Raw genomic sequence first — 25398 nt, 5'->3', positions numbered from 1 at the left:
CCGGGGTTGCGAATGGGTGTTGTACGGCAACAGGATTGGTGCGTCAGCGGGAGACGGCGGCGCGGCACACGAGTTCCAGCTCGGCGACCACGGTGTCCAGGGGAGTGGTGCTGCCCTGCGCCTGCGCGACGACGAGCGCGCCCTCGAGCGCGCTGACGATCAGCACGGACAGCGAGGACGCCCGCGCGGATCCGACGCCCTCCACGGTGAGTTTGGTGGCGATCAGCGAACACCAGGTGTCGAAGGTGGTTCCCGCGATCGACCGGGCGCCCGGTTCGGTGCCGAGCGCCGCCGCGACGATGGGGCATCCCGCCCGGTAACCGCTCGTCTCGAACCCGCGCCGCCACACGTCGGCGAGTGCACGCAGGGCGCCGACCGTGTCGGTGGCGTCGAGGACCCGCTCGACGCCGCGGCCCAGCCGGTCCGCAGCCGCCTGCGTCGCCTCCTCGACCAGTTGTGACTTGCCGCGCGGGAAGTGGTGGTAGATCGACCCGCGGGGCGCGCCGCTGTGCGCGAGGACGTCGGCGAACGACGTGGCCGCGACGCCGCGCTCCCGGATCAGATCGACCGCGCTGCCGATCATCGCGGCCCTCGGCCCGCTCGTCGGATCGTGCTTCGTCGCCATGTCGTCCTCGGTGTTCGTGGTCTTTCAGGATGCTGGTCAGGCTGCTATGTATATTGTCATACATAGTGTCGAGCTGCCAGGAGACGCCGTGACCACGACCATCACCCAGACGCACCCGTTCGACGACGCCGTCGACCTCGCTCCGCGGCCGGACGGCGGCGTCGACGGACGCACCACCGCGGCCTACGCGAACATGGTCGGACCGTTCGGCGGCATCACCGCCGCGACACTGCTTCGCGCGGTTCTCGACCACCCCGACCGGCTGGGCGACCCGGTCTCGCTGACGGTGAACTACGCGGGGCCGATCGCCGACGGACCGTTCGTCGTCTCCGCCCGTCCCGCCCGCACCAACCGCAGCACCCAGCACTGGACGATCGAGCTCGCGCAGGACGGTGGTGTCGCGACGACCGCCACCGCCGTGTTCGGCGTGCGCAGGCCGACCTGGTCGTCCACCGAACGGGTCCGCCCGGCTGCGCCCGCGGCCGAGGACGTCACGGCGACGCCGTTCCCCGACTTCATCGCGTGGGGGAAGAACTACGAGATGCGTTTCGTCGAAGGCGGATTCCCCGGTCCGGAGGCGGGGGAGTCGGACGACTCGACGACCACCCTGTGGGTCCGGGACACGCCGTCGCGGCCGCTCGACTTCCCGGCGCTGGCCGCGCTCTGCGACGTCTTCTATCCGCGAGTGTTCCTGCGGCGCGGGCAGTTCGCGCCCGCGGGCACCGTGTCGCTGACCGTGTACTTCCACGCCGGCGCCGAGGACCTGACCACCCAGGCGGACGAGGCCGTCCTCGCCACCGCGCGCGCCCAACGGTTCGGTGCCGGCTACTTCGACCAGTCCGCCGAGATCTGGGGCCGCGACGGCGTGCTGCTGGCGACCAGTCACCAGCTCGTCTACTTCAAGGCCTGAGCGAGGGGCGTTCGCGCGCCCGCTGCTCCTACAATCGCAGCGTGGGGAACAAGTCGGTCACCAGCTACGAGGTCGCGCGGCGGGCCGGCGTCTCGCAGTCCACGGTGTCGCGTGCCCTGCGCGGCGATCCCCGCGTCATCGAGTCGACCCGGGAGCGGATCCGGGAGCTGGCCCGGGAGATGGGCTACGTTCCGCACGTGACGGCGCGGAGCCTGATCACGCAGCGATCGTCGTCGATCGCGGTGGTCAGCGGCGACCTGCGCAACCCGTCGTATCCGACGCTGGTGAACACCCTGCAGGACAAGTTCGCCCAGCACGACTACCGGGTCCTGCTGATGAGCGACCGGACCGAGGGGACCCTGGAGAAGGACATCCTGGCGTTGCGGGGCGGCCTGGTCGACGGCGTCGTGTTCATCTCGTCGCGGCTGGACTCGCCGATGGTGTCGGAGATGATCGACTGGAAGATCCCCCTGGTGATCCTCAACCGGGACGTCGACGGCAGTCAGGCCGGTCGGGTGGACCGGGTGACCTCCGACAACGTGCGGGGTGGACGGCTCGTCGCCGATCACCTGGTCGAGATGGGTCATCGGCGGATCGGTCTGGTGTCGGGGCCGCTGGAGAACCCGAGTGTGAAGCTGCGCGAGTCGGGGCTCCGGGAACGCCTGGCCGAGCACGGCGTCACGATCGACGACTCCCTGGTGTACCGCGGAGCAGTCGATGCGAGCACCGGCTTCGAGGGCGGGATGGCACTGCTGGGCCGGTCCGAGCCGCCGACCGCGGTGTTCTGCGCGACCGACTTCATGGCGTACGGCACTCTCGATGCGGCCAAGCGGCTGGGCGTGCGGGTGCCCGAGGACGTGTCGGTCGTCGGCTACAACGACCTCGACGCGTCGGGATGGTCGATGTTCGACCTGACCACGGTCCGGCAGCCGCTCGAGGAGATGGCCGCGGCGGCGTCCGAACTGCTGCTCGCGCGCATCGACGGCGCCGCCGGTGCGCCGGTGCACCGAAACTTCGACGTGGAGTGGGTGCAGCGGGGCAGTGCGGGCCCCGTCAAAGATCGTTAACCGGCGCAACGAATCCGTTACCTCGGGGCACTTGCTCGGCAATAATGCCTGAATACATTCGAAGTCATAGCGCAAGGGCAACGGTGCCTCCGCTTCCCCATCCACCCGCAGTGTCAGGAGCGCGTCATGGAATTCGGTGTATTCATCCCGATCGGCAACAACGGCTGGCTCATCTCGAAGAGCGCCCCGCAGTACATGCCCTCGTTCGAGCTGAACAAGGCGGTCGTGCAGAAGGCGGAGGAGCACGGACTCGACTTCGCGCTGTCGATGATCAAGCTCAAGGGCTTCGGCGGGGAGACCGAGTTCTGGGACCACAACCTCGAGTCCTTCACGCTGATGGCCGGCCTCGCCGCCGCCACCGAGAAGATCAAGCTGTTCGCCTCCACCCCGATCCTCACGCTGCCGCCGGCGATGGTGGCCCGGATGGCCTCGACCATCGACTCCATCGCTCCCGGGCGCTTCGGGGTCAACATCGTGACGGGCTGGGCGCCGAACGAGTACACGCAGATGGGGCTGTGGCCGGGCGAGGAGTACTTCGGCTACCGCTACGAACAGGCCACCGAGTACGTCACCGTCATGCGCCAGCTGTGGGCGGACGGTGTCAGCAACTTCAAGGGCAAGCACTACACGATGGACGAGTGCGTGCTCTCTCCGAGCCCGACCGGCGGGGCGGTGCCGATCGTCGCCGCGGGCCAGTCCAAGAGCGGCATGAAGTTCGCGTCCGAGATGGCGGACTTCAACTTCATCATGGGCACCGGCATCAACACGCCGACAGCGATCTCCGACGCCACCGCGACCCTCGTCGACGCCGCCGAGAAGACCGGCCGCGACGTCGGTGCCCTGACCCTGTTCATGATCATTGCCGAGGAGACCGACGAAGCGGCGCAGGCGAAGTGGAAGGACTACCACGACAACGCGGACCTCGCGGCACTCGGCTACATGGCCGACCAGTCGGCGGCCGACGCCACCGCGGACGACGCCTCGACCGCCAAGACCATCTCCCTGCCCGAGGGCGCGGTGAACTTCAACATGGGCACCCTCGTCGGCTCCTACGAGACGGTCGCCACGATGCTCGACGAGGTCGCCGCGATTCAGGGCATCAAGGGCATCATGATGACCTTCGACGACTTCGTCGAGGGCATCGAGAAGTTCGGCACCCGCATCCAGCCGCTGCTCAAGTGCCGCGCCGACCTGGCCGCCGAAGCAGCCTGACCCGATCCGGCGGGTGAGGACGCGCGCTCCGCGCCGCGTCCCCACCCGCCTTCCATTCGCCCGCGGAGGTACCAGTGCAGCCCCGAACACTAGACGTCGCGATCATTCAGGCCGGCGAACTCACCGAGGACATCCCCGGGAACCTGGCACGCCTGGCCGGTCTCATTCGCGGCGCCGCCGAACCGGATTCGTCCGGAACCGGACCGGACCTGGTGGTCCTGCCCGAACTCGTCACCACGCCCTACTTCTGCACCAGCCACGAGGTCGACCGCACCGGCTGGGCCCAGACGATTCCAGGTCCGGCGACTGACCTGTTCGGGGACCTCGCCCGAGAGTTGGGGTGCGCCATCGCCTTCGGGATGTTCGAGCGCACCGGCCACGACCTCACCCACAACTCGGTGGTGCTGATCGACGGGGCCGGCGAGGTCGTCACATGGCGCACCCCCGACGGCGGTGCCGTCCCCGCGTACCGCAAACTCTCCCTGCCCGCCAGCATGGTCGGCGACGTGGACATCGACGAGAAGTACCACTTCGCCCCCGGTCAGTCGCCGGTGACCGCGGACCTGCTCGGCGCCCGGTTCGGCTGCGTCGTCTGCTACGACCGCACCTTCCCCGAGAACTGGGCCGTCGCCCGGGCACTCGGCGCCGACGTGGTGCTCGCGATCGTCTCCTCCCTCGGCAGCCGCGAGGACCTCTTCCTCTCCGAGCTGCAGACCCGTGCGCTGGAATCGCAGGTGTGGATCGTCGCCGCGAACCGAGCGGGGCCCGAGACACTGAACGGCACCACCGTCGACTACTTCGGTCTGTCCTGCGTGATCGCCCCGAACGGCGAGATCGTCGCACAGGCGCAGGCCCACACGGCGGGCGAGATCGTGCGGCTGACAATCGATCTCGACGCGGTTTCCGCGACCCGCGCATCCTTCCCACTGGCCCGGGACCGCCGGCCCGACGTGCTGCGGCTGCTGGCCGACCTCACGGCCGGCACAGTGCGCCCGGCGCCCCGTGCCACTGCCGCACCACTGCGGGTGGCCGGATGACCGCGACCGACTATCCCGACCTCACCGCCGCGGCGGCCACGACGGTCGAAGACCTGCTGGGGCAGGCCCGCGCCGACATGACGCCGCTGCTCGAGGCGTCCCGACTCGATCCCCTTCCCACGTCACCGGATTCGGGGAGCACGGAACCCGCTCACGCGGCAGCCTTCCTGTCCGCGGGCCCCGTCCCGCCCGCGCCCGTTGCCGCACCGCACGGTTCGGTGCGGGTGGGCGGCGCCCTGCACGAACTCGGCGTGCTCGACCTGCTCGCGGCGTACGCCGGGGGAGCGGTGTCGCCGACCGCGGTGCTGGCCGCGCTCCGCTGCCGATGGTCGGATCCGGAGTTGGTCGGCGGGGCGATCCTCGCGATCGTCGACGGAGCCGACGGGGCGGCCGCGGAGTCCGACCGCAGGTGGCGGGAGGGCGCCGCTCGCCCACTCGAAGGTGTCTTCTTCGCGGTCAAGGACATCATCGACGTCGCCGGGACCGCGATCACCGCGGGTTCGCACCTGACCGGTGACCGCGTCGCGTCCACCGACGCCACGGCGGTGGCCCGCCTGCGCGAGGCGGGTGCCATTCCGGTCCTGATCACCGCGACCACCGAGTTCGCCTGCGGCGCACCGCACAACGCGCGCTACGGCACGGTCACCAATCCGTGGGACCGCAGCCGGTGGACGGGAGGCTCGTCGACCGGTTCGGCCGGTGCGCTCGCCGCACGTCTGGTCCCGCTCGCCCTCGGCACCGACACCGGCGGCTCGATCCGGGTGCCCAGCGCGCTGTGCAACCTGACCGGCATCAAGCCCACCTACGGTCTCGTCCCGCGCACGGGCGTCGCCTCCCTGTCGTGGACTCTCGACCACATCGGGCCGATGGCGCGTTCCGCGGCCGACCTGCGCGCGGTTCTCGGGGTGCTCGCCGGTCCGGACGGCCTCGACCCGGCCGCCGTTCCCGCGCGGACGGCCGAGGGCGTGAGTGCCGGCCTCGCGGCACCGGCCGAGGCAGGTGCACCGACCCTGTCGGGGGTCCGGCTGGGAGTCCCGACGGCGTGGTTCACCGAACTGTGCGACGCCGGTGTCCTCGCCGCGTGGGAGGCGGCCGTCGACGCGTTCCGCGGGCTCGGCGCCGAGGTGGTTCCCGTCGACCTGCCCGGGCTGCACCGGATTCACGACGACGTCACGATCGTGCTCACCTGCGAGCTCGCCTCCAATCAGGAGGCCGCGCTGGACCGGTTCGGGCTGTACGACATCGGAACCCAGGTGCGCATCGCACGGGGGCTGGTGCCCCCGGCCGTCGACTACCTGCGGGCGGTGCGTCGGCGCGCCGTGGCGCAGCGGGAGGCCGTCGCCGCCCTCGACCTGGCCGGCGTCGACGCACTCGTCACACCGGGGATCGGGGCCACCGCCGCGCGCCTGTCGGACGTCACCGTCGACATCGACGGCGTCCGCCATCCGATGCAGTCCGTGATCGGACGCAACACCGGCCTGTTCGACTACCTCGGCCTGCCCGCGGTGATGGCACCGGCCGGGTTCACCGGCGGCATGCCCGTCGGCGTGCAACTGGTCGGCCGGCCGTGGGCGGACGACACCTGCCTGCGGCTCGCACAGGTTCTGCAGTGCGTCACGGACTTCCACGATCGCCGCTGCGATGGTTAGCGTCACCGCCCTGCCGCACCCACACCCGTGGCGCGTGTTCGCCGCCACCAGCGTGGGCGTGGTCGCGGTCTTTCTCGGCATCAGCGGGCTGACCGTCGCCCTGCCGACGGTCACGCGTGAACTGGGCGCCAGTGCCGCCCAGTCGACCTGGATCCTGCTGGGCTACATGCTGGTGACCACCGCGCTGATCCTCGTGTTCGGCCGGCTCGCCGACATCATCGGCCGGCGGCCGCTCTACCTCGCGGGACTGGTGGTGTTCGCGGCGGCGACCGGACTGTGCATGCTGGCGCCGTCGGCGAACTGGCTGATCGCGGCACGCCTGCTCCAGGGGGTCGGCGCGGCCGCCGTCGTCACGAACAACACGGCCCTGCTCACCGACACGTTTCCGCCGCATCTGCTGGGCCGGGCGCTCGGCTGGAACGCGACGGTGGCGGCGGTGGCCCAGGTCGTCGGACCCGTCATCGGCGGGGCCGCCACAGCGGCATTCGGGTGGCGCGGCCTGTTCGTGGTGTGCCTGCCGGTGGGGGTGATCGCGATCGTCGCGTCGGTGCCGGCCATCCCCCGGGGCCCGCGGATCCCGGCGCGGCGCGAGCCGTTCGACCTCGCGGGCTCGATCCTGTCGACGGCCCTGCTGACCGCGGTCGTGCTGGCCCTGACCCCGGGTGTGACGGCGTCGTGGTGGTTGCCGGGCGTGTGTGCCGTCGCCGCGATCGTCCTCGCCGTGGTGTTCACGCTCGTTCAGATCCACCGGGCCCATCCGCTCGTCGACGTGACCCTGTTCCGCAACCGCGGCATCACGCTGGTCCTTGTCGCGGTGCTCGTGAACGCCGTCGCGACCTATGCCGTGGCCCTGGTCGTCTCCCTGTACGCACAGGCGGTCGAGGGGGTGTCCGCGGTGTCGGCGGGTGTGCTCGTGGTGCCCGTCGCCGTCGGCACCGTCGTCGCGGCGGCGGCCGCCGGCTCGCTCGTGCTCCGGTTCGCCCCCCGCACCCTCACCGCGACGGGTATGGCGCTCAACGCGGTCGGACTGCTCGGGGTGACCCTGACGATGTCGGCGGGCGGGCCGATCGCGATGACGGCACCCTTCCTGTTCGTACTGGGCTGCGGGACCGGCCTTTTCATGACACCGAGTACCAGCGCGCTGATGCTCACCGCCCCCGCCGAGCGGCGCGGCATCGCCAACGGTCTGCGGTCCACCCTGCAGAACGTGGGCAACCTGCTCAGTACGGCACTGGCACTCGCGATCGCGACCGTCGGACTGAGCGGAGCCGCCCGCGAGGCCGCCTACGGCGGCACCCTCGGCACGCTCGGAAGCGACGAACTGACCACCTTCGTCGACAACATCCGCACCGTGGGCCTGGTGCTCACCGCCGTCGCCTGCGTGGGCGTCGTCGTCTGCCGGGCCTTCCCCCGTCGCCACGTCTCGCTCCCGGTGTCGGAACCCGACCTCGAATCCGACTCGACTCTCAAGGAATCCGCATGACCGACCGCACCGCCCAGGCCGCCGACTACGCCGCCGCCGGATTCGGGCAGGAGCTCGAGCCCGGGTCCCGTCCCGCACTGGTTCTCGTCGATCCCGCGCGGGCCTACATCGACCCGCAGTGCCCGCTCTATGCCGGAGTGGAGGAGAACGTTGAGGCGATGCGCGCGCTGCTCACCGCGGCCCGTGGCGCCGGGATCCCGGTGATCGTCACGGAGGTGCGGCTGCGGGCCGACGGCGCCGACGCCGGCATCTTCTTCAAGAAGTCGGGCACCCTGGTCGCGTTCTGCGAGGGCAGTCCCTACGGCGAGTTGATCGAGGGGCTCGAGCCGACTGCCGACGAACTGCTCGTGACCAAGAAGTACGCGAGCGCGTTCTTCGGCACCACCCTGAGCACGTACCTCACTGCGCTGGGGGTCGACACCGTGCTGATCGGTGGTCTGTCGACGAGCGGCTGCGTGCGCGCGACCACGCTCGACACGATGCAGCACGGCTTCGTCCCGATCGTGGTGGAAGAGGCCGTGGGGGATCGTGATCCGTCCATCCATGCGTCGAACCTCTTCGACATCCGGCAGAAGATGGCGGAGGTCTGGCCGCTGGTCCGGGTGGAGGAGTACCTCTCCCGAGACCGGTTGTAATGCAATCGAAACCGGCTGATCCGCGAACGTAACCGGGGCACGAACAGTCGCAACAACCGACCGATACATTCGAAGTCATCGGGTGGAAGTGCAGAGTCGCCACCCCGGCGATCACATCGCTCCCCCTTCTCTCAGGCATCTCGTCTCTTCCAGGTTCACAGGAGAATTCATGCGCACTTCCCTTCCCGGCCGCGCCGCGATCGCCGCGCTCACCCTCACCGCGACCCTCGGTCTCGCCGCCTGCAGCAGCTCCGACTCCGCGGGAAGCGACGCCTCCGACGCCGACGTCGCCGCGGGCATCGACTACGCGCGCGCCCAGCTCGCCAAGTACGAGTCGGACCCGGAATTCACCCTCGACGCGGCGCCGTTCCCGATGAAGGACATCGCGGGCAAGACCATCTTCGCGATCCCGACGAACAGCGAGAACCCGTACAACGTCGCGGTGGACGAGGAGTCCGAGAAGGTCGCCGAACGCTACGGCGCCACCTGGATCGAGTACACCAACCAGGGCAAGCCGGCCCAGTGGTCGACCGGTGTCGAGCAGGCCGTCAACCAGAACGTCGACCTGATCATCCTGTCCCAGGGCATCGACGCCTCCCTGATCAAGCCGGCACTCGAAAAGGCCGACGCGGCAGGTATTCCGGTGTTGCTGACCCACACCATCCTGCGCGGCGAGTCGCTCCCGGCCGACCTCACCGGTCTCGTGGACGCCATCACCGACGCACCGCTGGCGGAGGCGAACCGGCTCACGGTCGACTGGATGATCGACCGTACCGAGGGTGCCGGCAACGCGCTGATCATCAGCTCCAACGAGGTGCCGCCCGCCAAGGCCGAGGTCGAGGCGATGGAGGACGAGATCTCGGCGTCCTGCCCCAAGTGCACCTACAAGGTCGTCAACGTGCCTGTCGCCGAGTGGGCCACCAAGATCCAGTCGGAGGTGCAGTCCGCGCTGTCCGCCGACCCGAACATCGACTTCATCCTCCCGATCTACGATTCGATGTCCCTGTACGCGCAGTCGGGGATCACCGCGGCGGGCAAGACCGGCCAGGTCGAGATCTCCTCCGTCAACGGCACTCCCGCGGTCCTGAAGATCCAGCAGGACGACGGCATCGTGACCATGAACGTCGGCGAGTCGATCCCGTGGCTCGCGTGGGCGACGATGGACCAGGCGGGCCGGTTGCTGCTCGGTCTCGATCCCGTGCCGAACGGTGCCGAGGAGACCCCGCTCAAGCTCATCACCGCCGAGAACATCGACGAGACCGGCACCCCGCCGCAGCCCGACAAGGGGTACGGCACCGCGTACGTCACCGGCTACGAGGCGCTGTGGGGTGGTGGCAGTGGCCAGTCCTGATCCGATCGTCAACGTCGTCGGACTCTCCAAGACCTTCGGACCGAACACCGTACTGAAGAGTGTCGGCCTGACGGTGCACGCCGGCGAGGTGCACGGCCTGCTCGGCGAGAACGGATCCGGCAAGTCGACCCTGATCAAGGTGCTCGCCGGATTCCACGCACCGGATCCCGTTGCCGCGCTGCAGATCCGGGGACGCGACGTCCCGCTTCCCGTGCCGGCCGGCGGATTCCGTGACCTCGGCATCAGCTTCGTCCACCAGGACCTCGCGCTCGTGCCCGACCTGTCCGTGGTGGAGAACCTGCGGGTCGGTGAGGTCGTCGCCGGGTCGCGGCCGTGGATCTCGTGGCGGAAGGAAAGGCGCGCTGCCCGGGCGTTGTTCGAACGATTCGGTCTCGCGATCGACCCGGAGGCGCTGGTGTCGACGCTCAGCGAGACCGAGCGGGCCCTGGTCGCGATCCTGCGCGCGGTCGACGAACTCGGTGACCGCCGGACCCTGCTGGTGCTCGACGAACCCGCGGTGTTCCTGCCGCGCGAGGGCACCGACCTGCTGTTCTCCGTGGTCCGGGAGATCGTCGCGGACGGCAGGGCCGCGGTGCTGTTCGTCTCGCACGACCTCGACGAGGTGCTGGGCCAGACCGACCGGGTCACCGTGCTGCGCGACGGAGTGTCCCAGGGAACGCACCGCACCCGCGACCTCACCGCGTCGTCGCTGATCGACCTCATCGTCGGGCGCAGTCTGGCCTCCGCGGACCCCCGGGCGGCCGGACCGGTCCACGACTTCGACGGGGTCGCACCGGTGGCCCGCGTCGGTGAACTCGAGACGGCCACCGTCGACGGTGTCGGCTTCGATATCCGGGCAGGCGAGGTAGTCGGGTTGACCGGCATCGCCGGATCCGGCTACGACGACGTGCTGCCCGCGCTATACGGAGCCCGCCCGGCCCGCGGTGGCACCCTCACCGTCGGCACCGAGACGATGACGCTGGCGTCGATCACACCGATCCGGGCACTGGCCCGCAAGGTCGTCTACGTGCCACCGGACCGCAAAGTGGAGGGCAGCGCACCGGAACTCACCGTCGCCGAGAACGTGACCCTGCCCGTCCTCGGACGTGGGCTGCTCAACCCGAAGGTGTTGGGCACCACCGCCTCCGAACTCGCCGGACACTGCGACGTGCGGCCCCGCGATCCTCAGGCGGTGTACGGGTCACTGTCCGGCGGCAACCAGCAGAAGGCGCTGCTCGGCAAGTGGCTGCAGACCGATCCGCGACTGGTGCTGCTCGCCGAGCCCACCCAGGGCGTCGACGTCGGCGCCCGCGCACGCATCTTCGAGATGCTCCGGGACACCGCGTCCGGTGGGGCCGGAATCGTCGTCGCGAGTTCCGACTACGAGCAGTTGTCGGTGCTGTGCGATCGGGTGCTCGTGTTCTCGCACGGGCACGTGGTGGCCGAACTGACCGGCGACCACCTCTCCAAACACCACATCTCGGACAGCGTTCTCGGAATGACCAGACAGGAAGTGAAGGCCTGATGTCCGTCACCCTCGACCCGAAGTCGACCACCGACACCCCGACCCCACCTGCCCCCGCCCGCCCCCGGTTCGCAGTCGCTCCGCTACTCGAGAAGTACGCACTCGTCGTCGCGCTGGTCGCGGTGGTGATCGTGTTCAGCATCCTGCGACCCGAGACGTACCCGACCGCGGCGAACCTCCAGAACATCCTCGGATCGCAGGCGGTCCTGCTGATCCTCGCGCTCGGCCTGATCGTGCCGCTGACGGCGGGCGAGTTCGACCTGTCCGCGGTCTCGACGATGTCGCTGTCCGCGATGACCATCGCCGTCCTCAACGCCGCGCACGACTGGTCTCTGCTGCCCGCCATCGGCGTCGCCGTTCTCGCCGCCCTGTTCGTCGGATTCGTCAACGGCGTCCTCGTCGTTCGGCTCCAGATCGACTCGTTCATCGCCACCCTCGGCAGCGGAACCGTCGTCCTCGGTGTGGTGCAGTGGATCTCGGACTCAACCTCGGTCACCGGCATCGATTCCGCACTGGTCGACGCGACGGTCGGCACCCGGGTGTTCGGGGTCTCGCTGCAGTTCTACTACGCGCTCGCACTCGTGCTCGTGACGGCCGTGGTGTTCCAGTACACGCCGATCGGCCGACGACTCCTGTTCGTGGGGCGGGGTCCGCAGGTGGCCCGACTGAGCGGCCTGCACGTCGACCGGATCCGTGGCGGTGCCCTCGTCACCTCCGCCCTCGTGGCCGGTCTCGCCGGCATCGTCTACGCCGGCATGCTCAGCGGCGCCGACCCGTCCTCGGGACAGTCGTTCATGCTGCCCGCCTTCGCCGCCGCGTTCCTCGGCGCGACCGCGATCATCCCCGGCCGGTTCAACGCCGTCGGCACCCTGGTCGCCGTGTACTTCCTCGTCGCCGGTGTCGTCGGGCTGCAGATGCTCGGCGTCCCCAGCTTCGTCCAGCAACTGTTCTACGGCGGCGCCCTGGTGATCGCCGTCGCCCTGTCCGGTGCGGTACGCCGCCGTACCACCTCCCGATCCGCGCGATAGCGGCCGACGAAAGGAATCCTCGTGAAGACCACCATCGTTGCAGGCAACCCCAAGCCCGGTTCCCGCACTCTCGACGCCGCCGCCCTGCTGGCCCGCTCGCTCAGCGGGGCCGAACCCGACCACGTCGTCGATGTCGTGACGCTCGGTCCCGGGCTGTTGGGGTGGGGTGACGAGGCGGTGACGTCGGCGGTGGAGTCGGTGGCGTCGTCGGATCTGGTGGTGTTCGCGAGTCCGACGTTCAAGGCGACGTACACGGGGATCCTGAAGCTGTTCCTGGACCAGTTCGCCGGCGGTGATGGTCTGCGGGACGTCGTTGCGGTGCCGCTGATGTTGGGTGCGGGTCCGGCGCACGCGATGGCGCCGGATCTGTTGCTCAAGCCGGTGCTGGTGGAATTGGGTGCGACGACGCCGGCTCCGGGGCTGTACCTGATCGATTCGACATACACGACCGACACCCGCATCGCCGAGTACGCGGAGCGGTGGGGCGGGATCATCGCCGCGGCCGCCGCGGCCCGAACGGAGGCATCATGACACTCACCCACACCGAGCTGGACGCGTCGACCCTGCGAAACGCGTTCGGGCAGTTCCCCAGCGGAGTCGTCGCCATCTGCGCCACCATCGACGGCGAGCCCGTCGCGATGGCCGCGAGCAGCTTCGTCGGGGTGTCCTTCGAGCCCGCGCTCGTGGCGTTCTGCGTGCAGAACACGTCCACCACCTGGCCGCGGCTGCGCGGAGCGGAGAAGATCGGCATCAGTGTCCTCGGCGAGGCGCACGACACCGCGGCACGGACGCTGGCCGCGAAGACCGGCAACCGGTTCGAGGGGTTGAGCACCACCACCACCGACGAGGGCGCGGTCTTCCTCGACGGGGCGTGCGCATGGCTCGACGCCACCGTCACGCAGGAGGTTCCGGCCGGGGACCACGCCATCGTGTTGATGCGGGTGAACGAGCTCGAACTGCGGGACGAGATGCCGATCGTCTTCCACCGCAGCCGATTCAGCCGCCTCCAGGGCGTCGCGGGATGACCGCGATCGAGGCTGCACTCGGCGCTCTCCGGTCCGGTCGGCCGGTGCTCGTCGCCGACGACGCCGACCGCGAGAACGAAGGCGACGTGATTCTGGCGGCGCACGCGGTGTCGTCGGAGTGGGTGGCGTGGACGGTACGGCACACGTCGGGATTGCTGTGTGCGCCGATGACCGGTGCGCGTGCGGATGTGTTGGGGTTGCCCGCGATGGTGGCGGACAATCAGGATCCGAGGCAGACGGCGTACACGGTGACGGTGGACGCGGCGGTCGGCCTCACGACGGGCATCTCCGCGGCCGACCGTGCCCGGACGTTGCAGGTGCTGGCGGATCCGACGTCCACGGCGGGTGACCTGATCCGCCCCGGGCACGTGCTGCCGCTGCGGGCACGTCCCGGTGGGGTGCTCGAGCGTCGCGGTCACACCGAGGCGGCCGTGGACCTGTGCGCTCTGGCGGGACTGCCCGCGGTGGGCGTCATCGCGGAACTGGTCGCGGACGACGGGTCGATGATGCGGATGCCGGGCATCGAGGATCTCGGTGCGCGGCAGGATCTTCCGGTGCTGACGATCGCGGAGTTGGCCGCGTATCGGCGGGAGCACGCGCTGCCGGGCCCTGCGGGGCCGGAAGGCCGGGTGGAGCGTGCGGACGAATCGGTGATGCCGACCCGTTTCGGTGTCTTTCGTGCGATCGGGTACCGCGACCGCGTGACCGGTGCCGAGCACCTCGCACTGGTGTCGGGTGAGCTCGACCGTGATTCGCTGGTGCGGGTGCATTCGGAGTGTCTGACGGGGGAGTCGTTCTCGTCGCAGCGATGTGAGTGTGGCCCGCAGTTGGACGCGGCCTTGGAGCAGATCGCTGCCGAGGGTGGTGTGCTCGTGTATCTGCGTGGCCACGAGGGACGCGGCATCGGGCTGCTGAAGAAGATCGCGGCGTATCGGTTGCAGGATCAGGGACTGGACACTGTGCAGGCGAACCTGGAGCTGGACGAACCGGCGGACGGGCGTGAGTACGGAGGGGCTGCGGCCATTCTCCGTGACCTCGGCGTCGGGACGGTGCGGTTGCTCACCAACAACCCGGCGAAGATCGCAGGACTCGAGGAGAACGGGGTCGCGGTCCGGGACCGTGTCCCCCTCCACGTCGGCGTCGCTCCCGCGAACGTGCGCTACCTGGAGACCAAGCGCCGCAGCATGGGGCACCTCCTCCCGGCGTTGGGCCACCGCTAGGTTCACGCACGTTCTGCGGCGTGCACATCGGCGTTCCGCGCGCACACGGTGTGTGCGCGGGCGAGAAGGTGTGTGTCAGGGCCGGGTGGTGCGGTCGATCGCGGCGACCTCGTCGCGCAGCCGCGCCATCGTCCGGTCCAGTTCGGTGGCGGCGTCGGCGGCCTGCTTGAGTTCGTCGAGCAGGCGCGGCGGCACCGCACGGTCGAACTTGTAGTAGATCTTGTGTTCGAGGCTGGCCCAGAAATCCATTGCGATGGTGCGGATCTGGATCTCGACGTAGATCTGCTCGGTGCGGTCGGACAGGTACACCGGCACCTGCACGATCAGGTGCAGGCTCTGGTAGCCGTTCGGCTTCGGATTCGCGATGTAGTCCTTGACCTCGACGAGGGTCACGTCGGGCTGGCTGGTGAGCATCTCGGCGACCCAGTAGGCGTCGGAGACGAACGCGCACGTCACGCGGATGCCCGCGATGTCGCGGATCTGGTCCCGGATCGAGTCGACGTCCGGTGGGCAGCCGATCCGGACCGCCTTCCGCAACAGCGATTCCATCGACTTGAGCCGGGTGTTCACGTGCTCGATCGGGCTGTAGTCGTGCGCGTGCTCGAACTCCTCGCGCAGGATGGTGATCTTCGTCAGCGTCGCGTCGATGGCGAACTTGTAGTTCAGGCGGAACCGCACGAGCCGCTGCTGCAGATCCCGCAGCGCGTCCATCGTCGGCGGCTCCGTCGGCCCGCGTACGCCCGTGCCGGTCGCGTCGCGGACCAGGTCGCCGAGAATCACCAGTTCGGGCTCGGTGCCGTCACCGGAGAAGTGCGTGCTCACAGCTCGTCCTCACTGCGTGGTGTCGTCGCCGGTGACGGCACCGTTCTGTTCGTCCCCGTCCATTGTGCCGTTGTCGGGTCGGAGCGCGGTGAGGTACCGGTCGGTGATGTGCCGCTGCACGGCGCGCGCCACCGGCGCCCCGGCTCGTGACCACAACGTCGCGGAGCGGGAGAAGGCCCTGACGGTCAGCACGACGGTGTCGTCGTCACGCCATGCGACACAGAACAGTTCCTCGCCGCTCTCGGGGTGTCCGGTCAGGGTGCCGTAGGCGAAACCCCGGCGGCGTGGTTCGTCGACGACGTACACGACCTGACACGGGGCGTCGGTGTGCAGCGGTCCGACGCGTAGACGCACGGTGACCCGAGCGCCGGTCACCGCGGTCGGCGTGGCCGCCGCGACCTCGAGACCCGCCCGTCGCTGCAGGTCCCAGCTCATCAGCCGGGCGGCGGCGTCGTCGAAGGTGTCCCGGCCGCGTCCGATCGTCCGCGACCTCTCGACGTGGTGGTATCCGGGTGGAAGCGGGCCTGCCGTCGCCCCGACCTCGGCGTACGTCAACCGGGGATTCGGATCGCTTCGCCGCCACATGCCGTCCAGTGTGGCACCGGATCGTGCCCCGGAGCCCGTGGTGTGCACAAGGCCGTTGTCGCGTGCGCACGGGACTTCTCGGTGCAGTGGCGTGGTGACAGCGGGAAGAGGGGTGTGCACACGGGTTGTGCGCGCGCTCCAGGCCACAGACGACGAATCCCGCGTGCGCACCCCTGTTGGTTCGGTATTGGGGGTGCGCAACGCGGGATTCGGGTGATCCGTGCGACGGGCCTACTTCGCGGCGGCCTCGCGCTCGGCGACGATCGTCAGGGCGATGTCGATGAGCATGTCCTCCTGGCCGCCGACGAGACGACGCTTGCCGGCTTCGAGCAGCAGGGTGCGCACGTCGACGCCGTAGCGCTCCGACTGGATCTCCGCGTGCCGCAGGAAGGACGAGTACACGCCCGCGTAGCCGAGGGTCAGGGTCTCGCGGTCGACGCGGACCGGGCGGTCCTGCAGCGGGCGGACGATGTCGTCGGCCGCGTCCTGCAGCTTGAAGACGTCGCAGCCGTGCTTCCACTCGTAGAGGTCGGCGACCGCGATGAAGGGCTCGATCGGGCAGTTGCCCGCACCGGCGCCGTGCCCGGCGAGGGACGCGTCGACGCGGTAGACGCCCTCCTCCACGGCCACAACGGAGTTCGCGACCGACAGCGAGAGGTTCTCGTGGGCGTGGATGCCGATCTCGGTGCCCTCGTTCAGCACGTCCTTGTAGGCGCGGACCCGGTCGCGGACCCCACCCATGGTCAGGCGTCCGCCCGAGTCGGTGACGTAGACACAGTGCGCGCCATACGATTCCATCAGCTTTGCCTGCTTCGCGAGCTCCTCGGCGGGAGCCATGTGGCTCATCATGAGGAAGCCGGAGACGTCCATGCCGATCTCGCGGGCGGTCTCGATGTGCTGCGCGGAGACGTCGGCCTCGGTGCAGTGCGTGGCGATGCGCACCGACCGCACACCCAGCTTGTAGGCGTGCTTGAGCTCCTCGATGGTGCCGACACCGGGCAGCAGCAGGGTGGTCAGGCGGGCGTGCTCGAGCACCTCGGCGGCCGCCTCGATCCACTCCCAGTCGGTGTTCGAGCCCGGGCCGTAGTTCACGGAACCGCCGGCGAGGCCGTCACCGTGGGCGACCTCGATGGCGTCGACACCGGCGTCGTCGAGGGCCTTGACGATCCGCTTGACGTCCTCCGGGGAGATGCGGTGGCGCACCGCGTGCATGCCGTCGCGGAGGGTGACGTCCTGGACGAAGATGGTGGGATTGGTGCTCATCGGGCGGCTTCCTTCTTCTGGGCGATGCGCTCCGCGATCTGGAGGCCGGCGGAGGTCATGATGTCGAGGTTGCCCGCGTAGGCGGGGAGGTAGTGGCCTGCCCCCTCGACCTCGAGGAAGATCGACACCTGGTGGGTGGGCCGGTTGCCGTCGACGAGGAGGGTCTCGACCGGCTGATCGGCGGGGATCTCGGTGATCTGGACCTGCTGCTTGAGGCGGTAGCCCGGCACGTAGGCGGACACATCGCCGACCATCTTCTCGACGGACTGGCGGATCTCGTCGTGGGTGGCCGGGTCCGGCGCGTCGACGAGGCAGAAGACGGTGTCGCGCATCATCAGCGGCGGCTCGGCCGGGTTGAGGATGATGATGGCCTTGCCGCGCTTGGCGCCACCGACCGACACGATCGCGGCAGAGGTGGTCTCGGTGAACTCGTCGATGTTGGCGCGGGTGCCCGGACCGGCGGACTTCGACGCGATCGACGCGACGATCTCGGCGTAGGCGACGGGCACGACACGGGAGACGGCGGCGACCATCGGGATGGTGGCCTGGCCACCACACGTCACCATGTTCACGTTCGGCGCGTCGAGGTGGTCGTCACCGTTGACGGCGGGCACCACGTAGGGGCCGATCGCGGCGGGGGTGAGGTCGATCAGCCGCTTGCCGAGCGGGGCCAGGCGGTCGTTGTTCACCACGTGCGCCTTGGCGGACGTGGCGTCGAAGACGATCTCGATCTCGTCGAAGTTCGGCAGCTTCACCAGGCCCTCGACACCTTCGGCGGTGATCGGCACGCCGAGGTGCGCGGCGCGGGCCAGGCCGTCGGAGGCGGGGTCGATGCCGACCATCGCGCCCATCTCGAGGTTGTTGGAGTGGTTCAGCACCTTGATCATCAGGTCGGTGCCGATGTTGCCGGATCCGATGATCGCGACTTTGGTTCGCTTGTCAGTCATTACTTGTCCTTCGAGAAGGTGGCGGTGACGGTGCCGAGGGTGGACAGCTCGGCGCGGACGACCGAACCGGGCGGGGTGGAGGCCATCGGGCCGAGGGCGCCGGTGAGAACGACCTGTCCGGCGACGAGCGGCTGACCGTACTCGCGGGCGGTGCGGGCCAGCCAGCCGAGGGCGATGAGCGGGTCGCCCAGGCAGGCGGCGCCGTTGCCCTCGGAGACCAGTTCGTCGTCGATCCACATCTTCATCGTGACGTCGATGGGTTCGACTTCGTCGAGCGTCAGCCACCGGTCGGAGATCACGTACAGGCCGGACGACGCGTTGTCGGCGACGGTGTCGGTGATCTGGATGTCCCAGTTACTGACGCGGGAGTCGACGATCTCGATGGCGGCCGCGACACCGGACACGGCGGCACGGATCTGCGCGTCGTCGAGGTCGCCGTCGATCAGGTCGGCGCCGAGGCGCACGGCGATCTCGGCCTCCGCCTTCGGCTGCAGCAGGCGGCCACTGGGGACCTCGGGCAGCGCGGAGACGTCCATGTCGTCGAGCAGGACCCCGAAGTCGGGCTGGTTGACACCGAGCTGCCCCTGGACAGCGGGGGAGGTCAGCCCGATCTTGCGGCCTACGAGCACGGCGCCGCCGGCGATCCGGTCCGCGATCAACTGCTGCTGCACCGCGTACGCCGCGGCGATGTCGGTGGTGCCGAGCACGTCACGCACCGGCGTGCACGGCACACCCGTCGCGGCGGCCGCGGTCAACCGGGCCAGCGCATCCGCGTTCGCAGCAGGCGCCGAGCCGTCAAGTGGCGTCATCGAAGAAATCCTCGTCTTGTATCGGAAGGAGCGGGCGCCGCACTGGTCGGCGCTGCACACGACTGTGCCGGGTGCAGCCCCGACATGCGAGCACCTGGTTCCGGTGACTGGAACTCCGCTGTTCAGAGATGTGAACGTCGGGCGAGGGTCGCCGAGATTCCGGCCGCGGCGGCTCGGACCTGGGTGGCGTGCGACTCCGGGCGGAAGCGGGTGACGGGCCCCGTCGCGCTCACCGCGGCGACCGGCCGGTCGTCGGCGTCGAGCACCGGTGCCGCCACGCACACGATGCCGATCGCCGCCTCCTCGTACTCGAAGGACACACCGCTCTCGACGATGGAGTCGAGCTGCCGCGCCAGCAGCCCCGGCGCGGTGACGGTCCGCGGAGTGCGGCGCTGCAAGGGGCCGGTGAGCACCTGGGCGCGCAGCTCGTCGGACGTGTGCGCCAGCAGCGCCTTGCCGATCGCCGTGCAGTGCAACGGCATCCGGCCACCGATCCGGGACGGTGAACTCGCCTGCCGGTGCCCGCCGATCTTCGCGACGTACACGACCTCGGTGCCCTCGGGGACCCCGAGATGGACCGTCTCGTGGGTGCGTTCGTACAGGTCCTCCATGAACGGGGTCGCCACCTCGATCAGCCCGCGCTCGACCGATGCGCGCATGCCCAGCTCGAACAACTGCCTGCCGAGGTGGTACTCGGAGCCTGCGCGGTCCAGCAGCCGCAGCGCGACCAGCTCGCCGAGCAGACGGTGCAGGGTGGCCTTCGGGAGCCCGGTCCGCCGCAGGAGTTCCGCGAAACCCACCCCGTGGTCGTCGGCGGTGAAGGCGTAGAGCACCGTCATCGCCTTGCCCAGGACGGTGTTCGTGTCGGCGGCCACCCGCCCGGCCGGTTCAGTCACGGGGCGCCATGCCCGCCAGCCGCGCGATCCGCAGGCCCGCGTGCAGCTCGAGTCGTGTCGACCCGTCCGAGATGTCGGAGCCGGTGACTTCCCGAATCCGGTCCAGCCGGTGATAGAGGGTGCTGCGGTGGATGTTCAGCCGCTTTGCGGTGCCCTGGATTTCGCCGCCGCATTCGAGGAAGCCCTCCATCGTCGCGGTCAGCTCCGCGGCGTTCGGTGACGCGAGCAGCCGTCGCACGCCGTCGGGGAGATCACGCGGGGTCAGAGTCTCCAGGGGCAGGCGCAGCAGCACCCGGTCGAGGCCCAGGTCCTCCCAGAAGGCCCGCTGCCCGTACCGGTCGGGGTCGAGAGCCGATGCGCGGCACGCGATGGTGGCCTCGCGGTACGACTCGACGGCATCGGTCAGTGAGTCCTTCGCGCTCCCGACGCCGGCGCGGACCTTCTCGAGGCCGGGGCGGTGGAGGGACTTCTCGAGTCGGGTCCGGTTCACGGGCCGGGGGAACAGCACGATCCCCTCGTTGCCGACGACGGCTCCGACGATCTTGACGGTCGTCGACCGCGTCGTGAAGTCCAGGGTGGCGTCCACTGCGAGTCCGGTCGCCGCCGCGAGGCTCGAATCGGGGGAGCGGTACACAAGTACAGAGTAGTGGTCGGTCGACTCGATCAGTCCGTCCCGCAGCAGGGCGTCCGCCGCGCTCTGCCGCTCGGTCGGCGACTCGGACACCAGCGCGGCGAGCAGGCGACGCGAGCGGTCGGCGGTGTTGCGCAGATCGGACAGGCGCAGAGCCAGCAGGGTGCCGATCTCCGGACCGGACGCTTCCACGAGATGTGCTGTGCCCTGGTCTGATTCGATGTCGATGCCCGGGCGGTCCTCGACGAGGTACAGGTATCCGAACAGTTGCTTCTGGTGACGCAGCGGCATCACGAGCCGAGGCCCGTTCTGCCGGTCGGCCGGAATCCGGACCGCGGCGGTGGCCGCCTGCAGTCGATGCTGCCGGACGAGGGTTGCCGTCACCGGCTCCTGAGACCCGGCGAGCAGGCGTGCCAGACGATCGCGTCGCTCCGGGGTGTCGTGCATGCTGTACGCCGCGACCTTCAGATCCAGGTCGAGCACCACGAGCGGCGTCCCGAGCCGATCGGCCAGATCCTGCACCGTGTCATCGAGGCTCACCGTGCGTGCCTCCCTCCTCCGACACATCGTCGGATCTCGGCCCGGAAGCAGCGACAGATCGTCCGATGAAATTGCGTCCACCGTCCGGTTATGTTGAGACCGGCATCACAAAGCTAGACGTCAGTGGTGAATTCGACAACCGTCCACCAATTGCGGTGAGCGGACCCGTCCGGGTTCGCCGGTCATTTCCGCCTCGGTCGGATTTCTTCGGGAATTCGAGGCGGAAGCGCGCAGACATTTCGTGGCACTGCCGACGATTCCGGTCCGACGGTCGAATTGTGACCGCCGACATCGACCCATGACGAAAGGACGATTTCAATGAGCGAGATCGCCGAACGCACCATCGACACGAACGGGTATTCGACCTTCCTCCTGGACAGTGGGGGTGACGAGAGGGAAGCCGTGATCCTGCTGCACGGCGGCGGGCCGGGCGCCAACGCGTCGTCGAACTGGCGCGACTTCATCCCGGAACTGTCGGGCGACTACCGGGTGCTCGCACCCGACCTCGTCGGCTACGGCCGCACCGACCACCCGGAGAACATGCCGGGCAGCCTGACCGGGTGGATCCGGATGCGGGTCGACCAGGTACTGGCCGTCATGGACGGACTCGGCATCGGCACAGCGCACCTCGTCGGCAACTCGATGGGTGGCGCCCTCGCGATGCACCTGGTGATGACCGCACCGGACCGGTTCGGACGGATCTCCCTGATGGGCAGCGCCGGCGGGCACTCGCAGCCGACTCCGGAGGTGATCCGGATGGTGAGCTTCTACAAGGACCCCTCGATCAGCGCGCTGGAGAACCTCACGAAGTGGTTCGTCTACGACGAGGACGCGCTCGGCGAGTCGATCGAGGCGATCGTGAAGGTCCGGCACGAGGAGGTCATGCGTCCCGAGGTGCGCCGCTCCTACGAGTGCTTCTTCGCGTCCTCACCGGCCGAGATGGCGGTGCCGCCGTCGGCCCTGCGCCGGATGCCGCACCCCTTCCTCGTCGTGCACGGCCGGGAGGACCGGTTCGTCACCCCGGACTCGAGTGTCCACCTGCAGCAGCATCTGCCGAACGCGGAGCTGCACATCTTCAACCACTGCGGGCACTGGGTGCAGATCGAGCGGCGGGGCGCCTACGCCGCCCTGCTCCGTGACTTCCTCGCCGACGCGCACTGACGTCGACGCAGACCGCCTTCCAGCGAGACAGGACCCACGACATGGATATCAAGCAGCTCGGCTACCTCGGACTTGCCGCGCGTGAGCCGGAGGCCTTCGCGACCTACGCCACCGACATCCTCGGGATGCAGCGCGTCGCCGGTGAGGACGGCGTGACGCACTTCCGGATCGACGATCGGCACCATCGCGTCACCGTCGAGGAATCCGATCGCGACGGCGGCGCCCACTACGGCTGGGAACTCGACGACGCCGACGCTCTCGCCGCCGCGATGGACGAACTGAGCGACAACGGCGTGGAGCCGATCGAGGCGACACAGCGTGAACTCGAGATCCGCCGCGTGGGAGGGATGGCGCACTTCCTGGATCCGGCGGGCAACCGGGTCGAGCTTTACCACGGGGCCACCGCGGGCGACGGACAGTTCACCTCCGCCCGCGACGTCGAGCGATTCGTGACGGGCGATCTCGGGCTGGGCCACGTCGTGCTGGCCAGCCCCGACGTCGAGGCGCAGCAGCGCTTCTACACCGAGGTCCTCGGCTTCAAGATCAGTGACACCATGCGCGCACCGTTCCGCGCCACGTTCCTGCACACCAACCCGCGCCACCACAGCATCGCGTTCGTCGACGGGCCGTTCTTCGGCATCCACGATCCCTTCCTGCACCACTTCATGCTCGAGGTCCCCGACATGGACCAGGTGGGACGCACCTACGACCTGGTGCTCGATCGGGACGTCCCGGTCACCATGTCGCTCGGCAGGCACACCAACGACCAGGTCTTCTCCTTCTACGCGGAATCGCCGATCGGCGTGCACACCGAGTTCGGTTCGGGGGGCGTACTCATCGACGACAGCACGTGGGAGGTCACCGAGATCCCCGGCCCGGACCTGTGGGGACACCGGCACTGACCGAGTGGTCCGGCCGGAGCCGCGCACAACACCGACATGTGCGCGCAATTCTTCTCGAACGGCGATGGAAATTCGCCGAAACAGCCGCGCAATCGAAATCGACCGGTGTCGACCGCGCCGCACATGCACGTCAGGAATTATCTCAGCAAGGAGCCATTCGCAATGGACACTCACGCCACCCCGGTGGAAACCGAAGTTCTCGTCGTCGGCGCGGGACCCGCCGGCTCGGCCGCGGCCGCACTCCTGTCGACCTACGGCATCGACAATGTGATGCTCAACAAATATCCCTCGGTGTCGAATTCACCCCGCGCGCACATCACCAATCAGCGAGCGGTGGAGGTGTTCCGCGACCTCGGGCTCGAGGACGAGGTCCTGGCCCGGGCGACCCCGCAGCACCTGATGGGGGAGCACGTCTACGCGACGAGCCTCGCCGGCACCGAACTCGGGCGCCTGCGGACCTGGTACACCCATCCGCACTTCAAGGCCGAACACGACCTCGCCAGCCCGACCTCGGTGTGCGACCTGCCGCAGCATCTCCTCGAACCGATCCTGGTCAACGCCGCCGCGACCCGCGGCTCCTCGGTGCGGTTCAACACCGAACTCCTGACCTTCACCCAGGACGCGGACGGCGTCACGGCGCGGGTGCGGGACCGGTTCACCGGCGACGGGTACGACATCCGCAGCCGGTACCTCATCGGTGCGGACGGCGGAAACTCCACCGTCGTCAAGCAACTCGGCCTGCCGCTGGTGGGCAACATGGGTCTCGGCGGGTCGGTCAACATCGTGTTCGAGGCGGACCTGACCCGCTTCGTCGAGCACCGCCCCGGTGACATGTACTGGTTCGTGCAGCCCGGAGTCGGTCACGACGGCAACGGGATCGGTGTGCTGCGGATGGTGCGTCCGTGGAACCGCTGGATCGCGGTGTGGGGCTACGACGTCAGCGCAGGCACCCCGACGTTCGGGGAAGCGGACGGGATCCGGATCGCGCACCAGTTGATCGGCGACGACACCGTCCCCGTGAGGATCGAGTCGATCTCCACCTGGTCCGTCAACGACGTCCACGCCGCGGACAACATGTCCGGGCGCGTGATGTGTGTCGGTGACGCCGTCCACCGTCACTCGCCGATGAACGGCCTCGGCTCGAACACCTCGATCCAGGACAGCTACAACCTGTGCTGGAAGCTGGCGATGGTGTTGCGCGGGCAGGCGGATCCGTCGCTGCTCGAGACCTACCGTGACGAGCGGGTGCCCGTCGGTCGGCAGATCGTGGACCGGGCCAAGCGCAGCGAGGGTCTGATGCCACCGATCTTCCAGGCGCTGGCGCTGCCGACGACGCCGGACGCCGACACCATGCGCCGGGCACTGGACGCGCTGCAGGAGCCCTCCCCCGAGGGGCGTGCGCGCCGGCAGGCCTTCGACACGGCGCTGCAGAACACGATCATGTGCTTCAACACCCACGGTGTGGAGACCAACCAGCACTACCGGTCCGCCGCTGTCGTCTCCGACGGCACCCCGGAATGCGAGGCGCCCCGCGACGAGGAGATCTACCACTTCGCCACCACCCGGCCGGGTCGACACCTGCCGCACGTGTGGGTGACCAGGGACCAGCGCCGGGTCTCGACGTTCGACCTCTGCGGCAAGGGACATTTCACCCTGCTCACCGGGATCGGCGGCGACGCGTGGCGTGACGCCGCCAAGCGGGTCTCCGAACGGTTCGGCGTCCCGATCCGGGTCCACACGATCGGGCGGAACGCGGACTACGAGGACAGCTACGGCGACTACCGCGCGATGTCCGGGGTCGAGGAGGACGGGATGCTGCTGGTCCGTCCGGACCACATGGTCGCCTGGCGGTCCGCGTCACTGCCGCAGAATCCGGATGAGGCCCTGTGCGCGGTGTTCGAACAGATCCTCGGGCGATCGGGCGCCACGTCCGAAGCCGGCAGCCTCGCGGTATCGGCGCTCCTAGCGCCCTGATCGCCTGCGCGGAACCTGACCGGGCCACGCCTCACGTCGGGCGCGGCCCGGTGATCCGCGTGGGCGCTCGCCTCCACCGAAGTTGTACCGCCCGTATCCGG

The 25398-nt window shown here is 69.3% G+C and carries 24 protein-coding genes; 16 read left to right on the top strand and 8 right to left on the bottom strand.

The annotated features are described in order from the left end of the window. Positions 1-43: 43 nt before the first annotated feature. Entirely contained in the window at positions 44-625 is a 582-nt protein-coding gene (locus tag ACFYVR_RS17225; RefSeq protein WP_387475217.1) for a TetR/AcrR family transcriptional regulator, read from the bottom strand. Between the two features lie 88 nt (positions 626-713). Here ACFYVR_RS17225 and ACFYVR_RS17220 point away from each other — a divergent pair, with 88 nt between their 5' ends. The 13 genes from ACFYVR_RS17220 (at position 714) to ribA (ending at position 14767) form a co-directional block, all read left to right on the top strand. Continuing rightward, positions 714-1535 carry an acyl-CoA thioesterase gene (locus ACFYVR_RS17220; protein WP_387475215.1) on the top strand — a complete coding sequence of 274 codons (822 nt, stop codon included), beginning with the start codon at positions 714-716 and terminating at the stop codon, positions 1533-1535. Positions 1536-1576: 41 nt separating this feature from the next. Next, positions 1577-2602, top strand: coding sequence for a LacI family DNA-binding transcriptional regulator (locus ACFYVR_RS17215; RefSeq protein ID WP_387475213.1), 1026 nt, complete (start codon positions 1577-1579; stop codon positions 2600-2602). 126 nt (positions 2603-2728) lie between these two features. Beyond that, the gene (gene rutA / locus ACFYVR_RS17210) at positions 2729-3814 is read left to right on the top strand and encodes a pyrimidine utilization protein A (RefSeq protein ID WP_387475211.1); all 1086 of its coding nucleotides are present in this window, start codon (positions 2729-2731) and stop codon (positions 3812-3814) included. Positions 3815-3888: 74 nt separating this feature from the next. After that, positions 3889-4851 carry a carbon-nitrogen hydrolase family protein gene (locus tag ACFYVR_RS17205; protein WP_387475209.1) on the top strand — a complete coding sequence of 321 codons (963 nt, stop codon included), beginning with the start codon at positions 3889-3891 and terminating at the stop codon, positions 4849-4851. Beyond that, the gene (locus ACFYVR_RS17200; protein WP_387475207.1) at positions 4848-6500 is read left to right on the top strand and encodes an amidase; all 1653 of its coding nucleotides are present in this window, start codon (positions 4848-4850) and stop codon (positions 6498-6500) included. Before ACFYVR_RS17205 ends, ACFYVR_RS17200 begins: the two co-directional genes overlap by 4 nt. Next, positions 6493-7983, top strand: a complete 1491-nt coding sequence (locus ACFYVR_RS17195; RefSeq protein WP_387475205.1) for an MFS transporter — start codon at positions 6493-6495, stop codon at positions 7981-7983. The genes ACFYVR_RS17200 and ACFYVR_RS17195 overlap by 8 nt, the downstream gene beginning before the upstream one ends. Next, positions 7980-8618, top strand: a complete 639-nt coding sequence (locus tag ACFYVR_RS17190) for an isochorismatase family protein (protein ID WP_387475203.1) — start codon at positions 7980-7982, stop codon at positions 8616-8618. Before ACFYVR_RS17195 ends, ACFYVR_RS17190 begins: the two co-directional genes overlap by 4 nt. Positions 8619-8787: 169 nt before the next feature. Beyond that, positions 8788-9969 (top strand): sugar ABC transporter substrate-binding protein, encoded by a 1182-nt coding sequence (locus ACFYVR_RS17185; RefSeq protein WP_387475201.1) that lies wholly within the window; start codon positions 8788-8790, stop codon positions 9967-9969. Further along, positions 9956-11494 carry a sugar ABC transporter ATP-binding protein gene (locus ACFYVR_RS17180; RefSeq protein WP_387475199.1) on the top strand — a complete coding sequence of 513 codons (1539 nt, stop codon included), beginning with the start codon at positions 9956-9958 and terminating at the stop codon, positions 11492-11494. The genes ACFYVR_RS17185 and ACFYVR_RS17180 overlap by 14 nt, the downstream gene beginning before the upstream one ends. Next, the gene (locus ACFYVR_RS17175; protein WP_387475197.1) at positions 11494-12522 is read left to right on the top strand and encodes an ABC transporter permease; all 1029 of its coding nucleotides are present in this window, start codon (positions 11494-11496) and stop codon (positions 12520-12522) included. The genes ACFYVR_RS17180 and ACFYVR_RS17175 overlap by 1 nt, the downstream gene beginning before the upstream one ends. Before the next feature lie 21 nt (positions 12523-12543). After that, positions 12544-13053, top strand: coding sequence for an NADPH-dependent FMN reductase (locus tag ACFYVR_RS17170; protein WP_387475195.1), 510 nt, complete (start codon positions 12544-12546; stop codon positions 13051-13053). Further along, positions 13050-13547: a flavin reductase family protein gene (locus ACFYVR_RS17165; RefSeq protein WP_387475193.1), complete on the top strand. Its 498-nt coding sequence runs from the start codon at positions 13050-13052 to the stop codon at positions 13545-13547. Before ACFYVR_RS17170 ends, ACFYVR_RS17165 begins: the two co-directional genes overlap by 4 nt. Then, positions 13544-14767, top strand: coding sequence for a GTP cyclohydrolase II (gene ribA, locus ACFYVR_RS17160; protein ID WP_387475191.1), 1224 nt, complete (start codon positions 13544-13546; stop codon positions 14765-14767). Before ACFYVR_RS17165 ends, ribA begins: the two co-directional genes overlap by 4 nt. Positions 14768-14842: 75 nt before the next feature. Here the strand turns inward: ribA and ACFYVR_RS17155 are convergent, their stop codons facing one another. The 7 genes from ACFYVR_RS17155 to ACFYVR_RS17125 all read right to left on the bottom strand — a co-directional run bounded on the left by ACFYVR_RS17155 (position 14843) and on the right by ACFYVR_RS17125 (position 21260). Continuing rightward, positions 14843-15589: a GTP pyrophosphokinase family protein gene (locus ACFYVR_RS17155; protein ID WP_387475189.1), complete on the bottom strand. Its 747-nt coding sequence runs from the start codon at positions 15587-15589 to the stop codon at positions 14843-14845. A gap of 9 nt (positions 15590-15598) precedes the next feature. After that, the gene (locus ACFYVR_RS17150) at positions 15599-16174 is read right to left on the bottom strand and encodes a DUF1990 family protein (RefSeq protein WP_387475187.1); all 576 of its coding nucleotides are present in this window, start codon (positions 16172-16174) and stop codon (positions 15599-15601) included. A 231-nt stretch (positions 16175-16405) separates the two neighbouring features. After that, on the bottom strand, positions 16406-17437 hold the full coding sequence (gene dmpG, locus ACFYVR_RS17145) for a 4-hydroxy-2-oxovalerate aldolase (RefSeq protein WP_387475185.1): 1032 nt from the start codon (positions 17435-17437) through the stop codon (positions 16406-16408). Beyond that, on the bottom strand, positions 17434-18384 hold the full coding sequence (locus ACFYVR_RS17140) for an acetaldehyde dehydrogenase (acetylating) (protein WP_387475183.1): 951 nt from the start codon (positions 18382-18384) through the stop codon (positions 17434-17436). The genes dmpG and ACFYVR_RS17140 overlap by 4 nt, the downstream gene beginning before the upstream one ends. After that, on the bottom strand, positions 18384-19193 hold the full coding sequence (locus tag ACFYVR_RS17135; RefSeq protein ID WP_387475181.1) for a 2-keto-4-pentenoate hydratase: 810 nt from the start codon (positions 19191-19193) through the stop codon (positions 18384-18386). The genes ACFYVR_RS17140 and ACFYVR_RS17135 overlap by 1 nt, the downstream gene beginning before the upstream one ends. A gap of 122 nt (positions 19194-19315) precedes the next feature. Next, positions 19316-20032, bottom strand: coding sequence for an IclR family transcriptional regulator (locus ACFYVR_RS17130; RefSeq protein WP_387475367.1), 717 nt, complete (start codon positions 20030-20032; stop codon positions 19316-19318). A 49-nt stretch (positions 20033-20081) separates the two neighbouring features. Beyond that, complete coding sequence (locus ACFYVR_RS17125; protein ID WP_387475179.1) at positions 20082-21260, bottom strand: PucR family transcriptional regulator; 1179 nt, start codon at positions 21258-21260, stop codon at positions 20082-20084. A 318-nt stretch (positions 21261-21578) separates the two neighbouring features. Here ACFYVR_RS17125 and ACFYVR_RS17120 point away from each other — a divergent pair, with 318 nt between their 5' ends. The 3 genes from ACFYVR_RS17120 to ACFYVR_RS17110 all read left to right on the top strand — a co-directional run bounded on the left by ACFYVR_RS17120 (position 21579) and on the right by ACFYVR_RS17110 (position 25297). Continuing rightward, positions 21579-22421 (top strand): alpha/beta fold hydrolase, encoded by an 843-nt coding sequence (locus ACFYVR_RS17120; RefSeq protein WP_387475177.1) that lies wholly within the window; start codon positions 21579-21581, stop codon positions 22419-22421. Between the two features lie 41 nt (positions 22422-22462). After that, positions 22463-23323 (top strand): VOC family protein, encoded by an 861-nt coding sequence (locus ACFYVR_RS17115; protein WP_387475175.1) that lies wholly within the window; start codon positions 22463-22465, stop codon positions 23321-23323. 162 nt (positions 23324-23485) lie between these two features. Then, the gene (locus ACFYVR_RS17110) at positions 23486-25297 is read left to right on the top strand and encodes an FAD-dependent oxidoreductase (protein ID WP_387475173.1); all 1812 of its coding nucleotides are present in this window, start codon (positions 23486-23488) and stop codon (positions 25295-25297) included. The last annotated feature ends 101 nt before the right edge of the window (positions 25298-25398 follow it).

The sequence above is a fragment of the Rhodococcus sp. NPDC003318 genome (assembly GCF_042879035.1).
GTDB lineage: Bacteria > Actinomycetota > Actinomycetes > Mycobacteriales > Mycobacteriaceae > Rhodococcus_G.
Note: the sequence above shows the minus strand (reverse complement) of the source record. Positions and strands in the feature narration are given on the sequence as shown.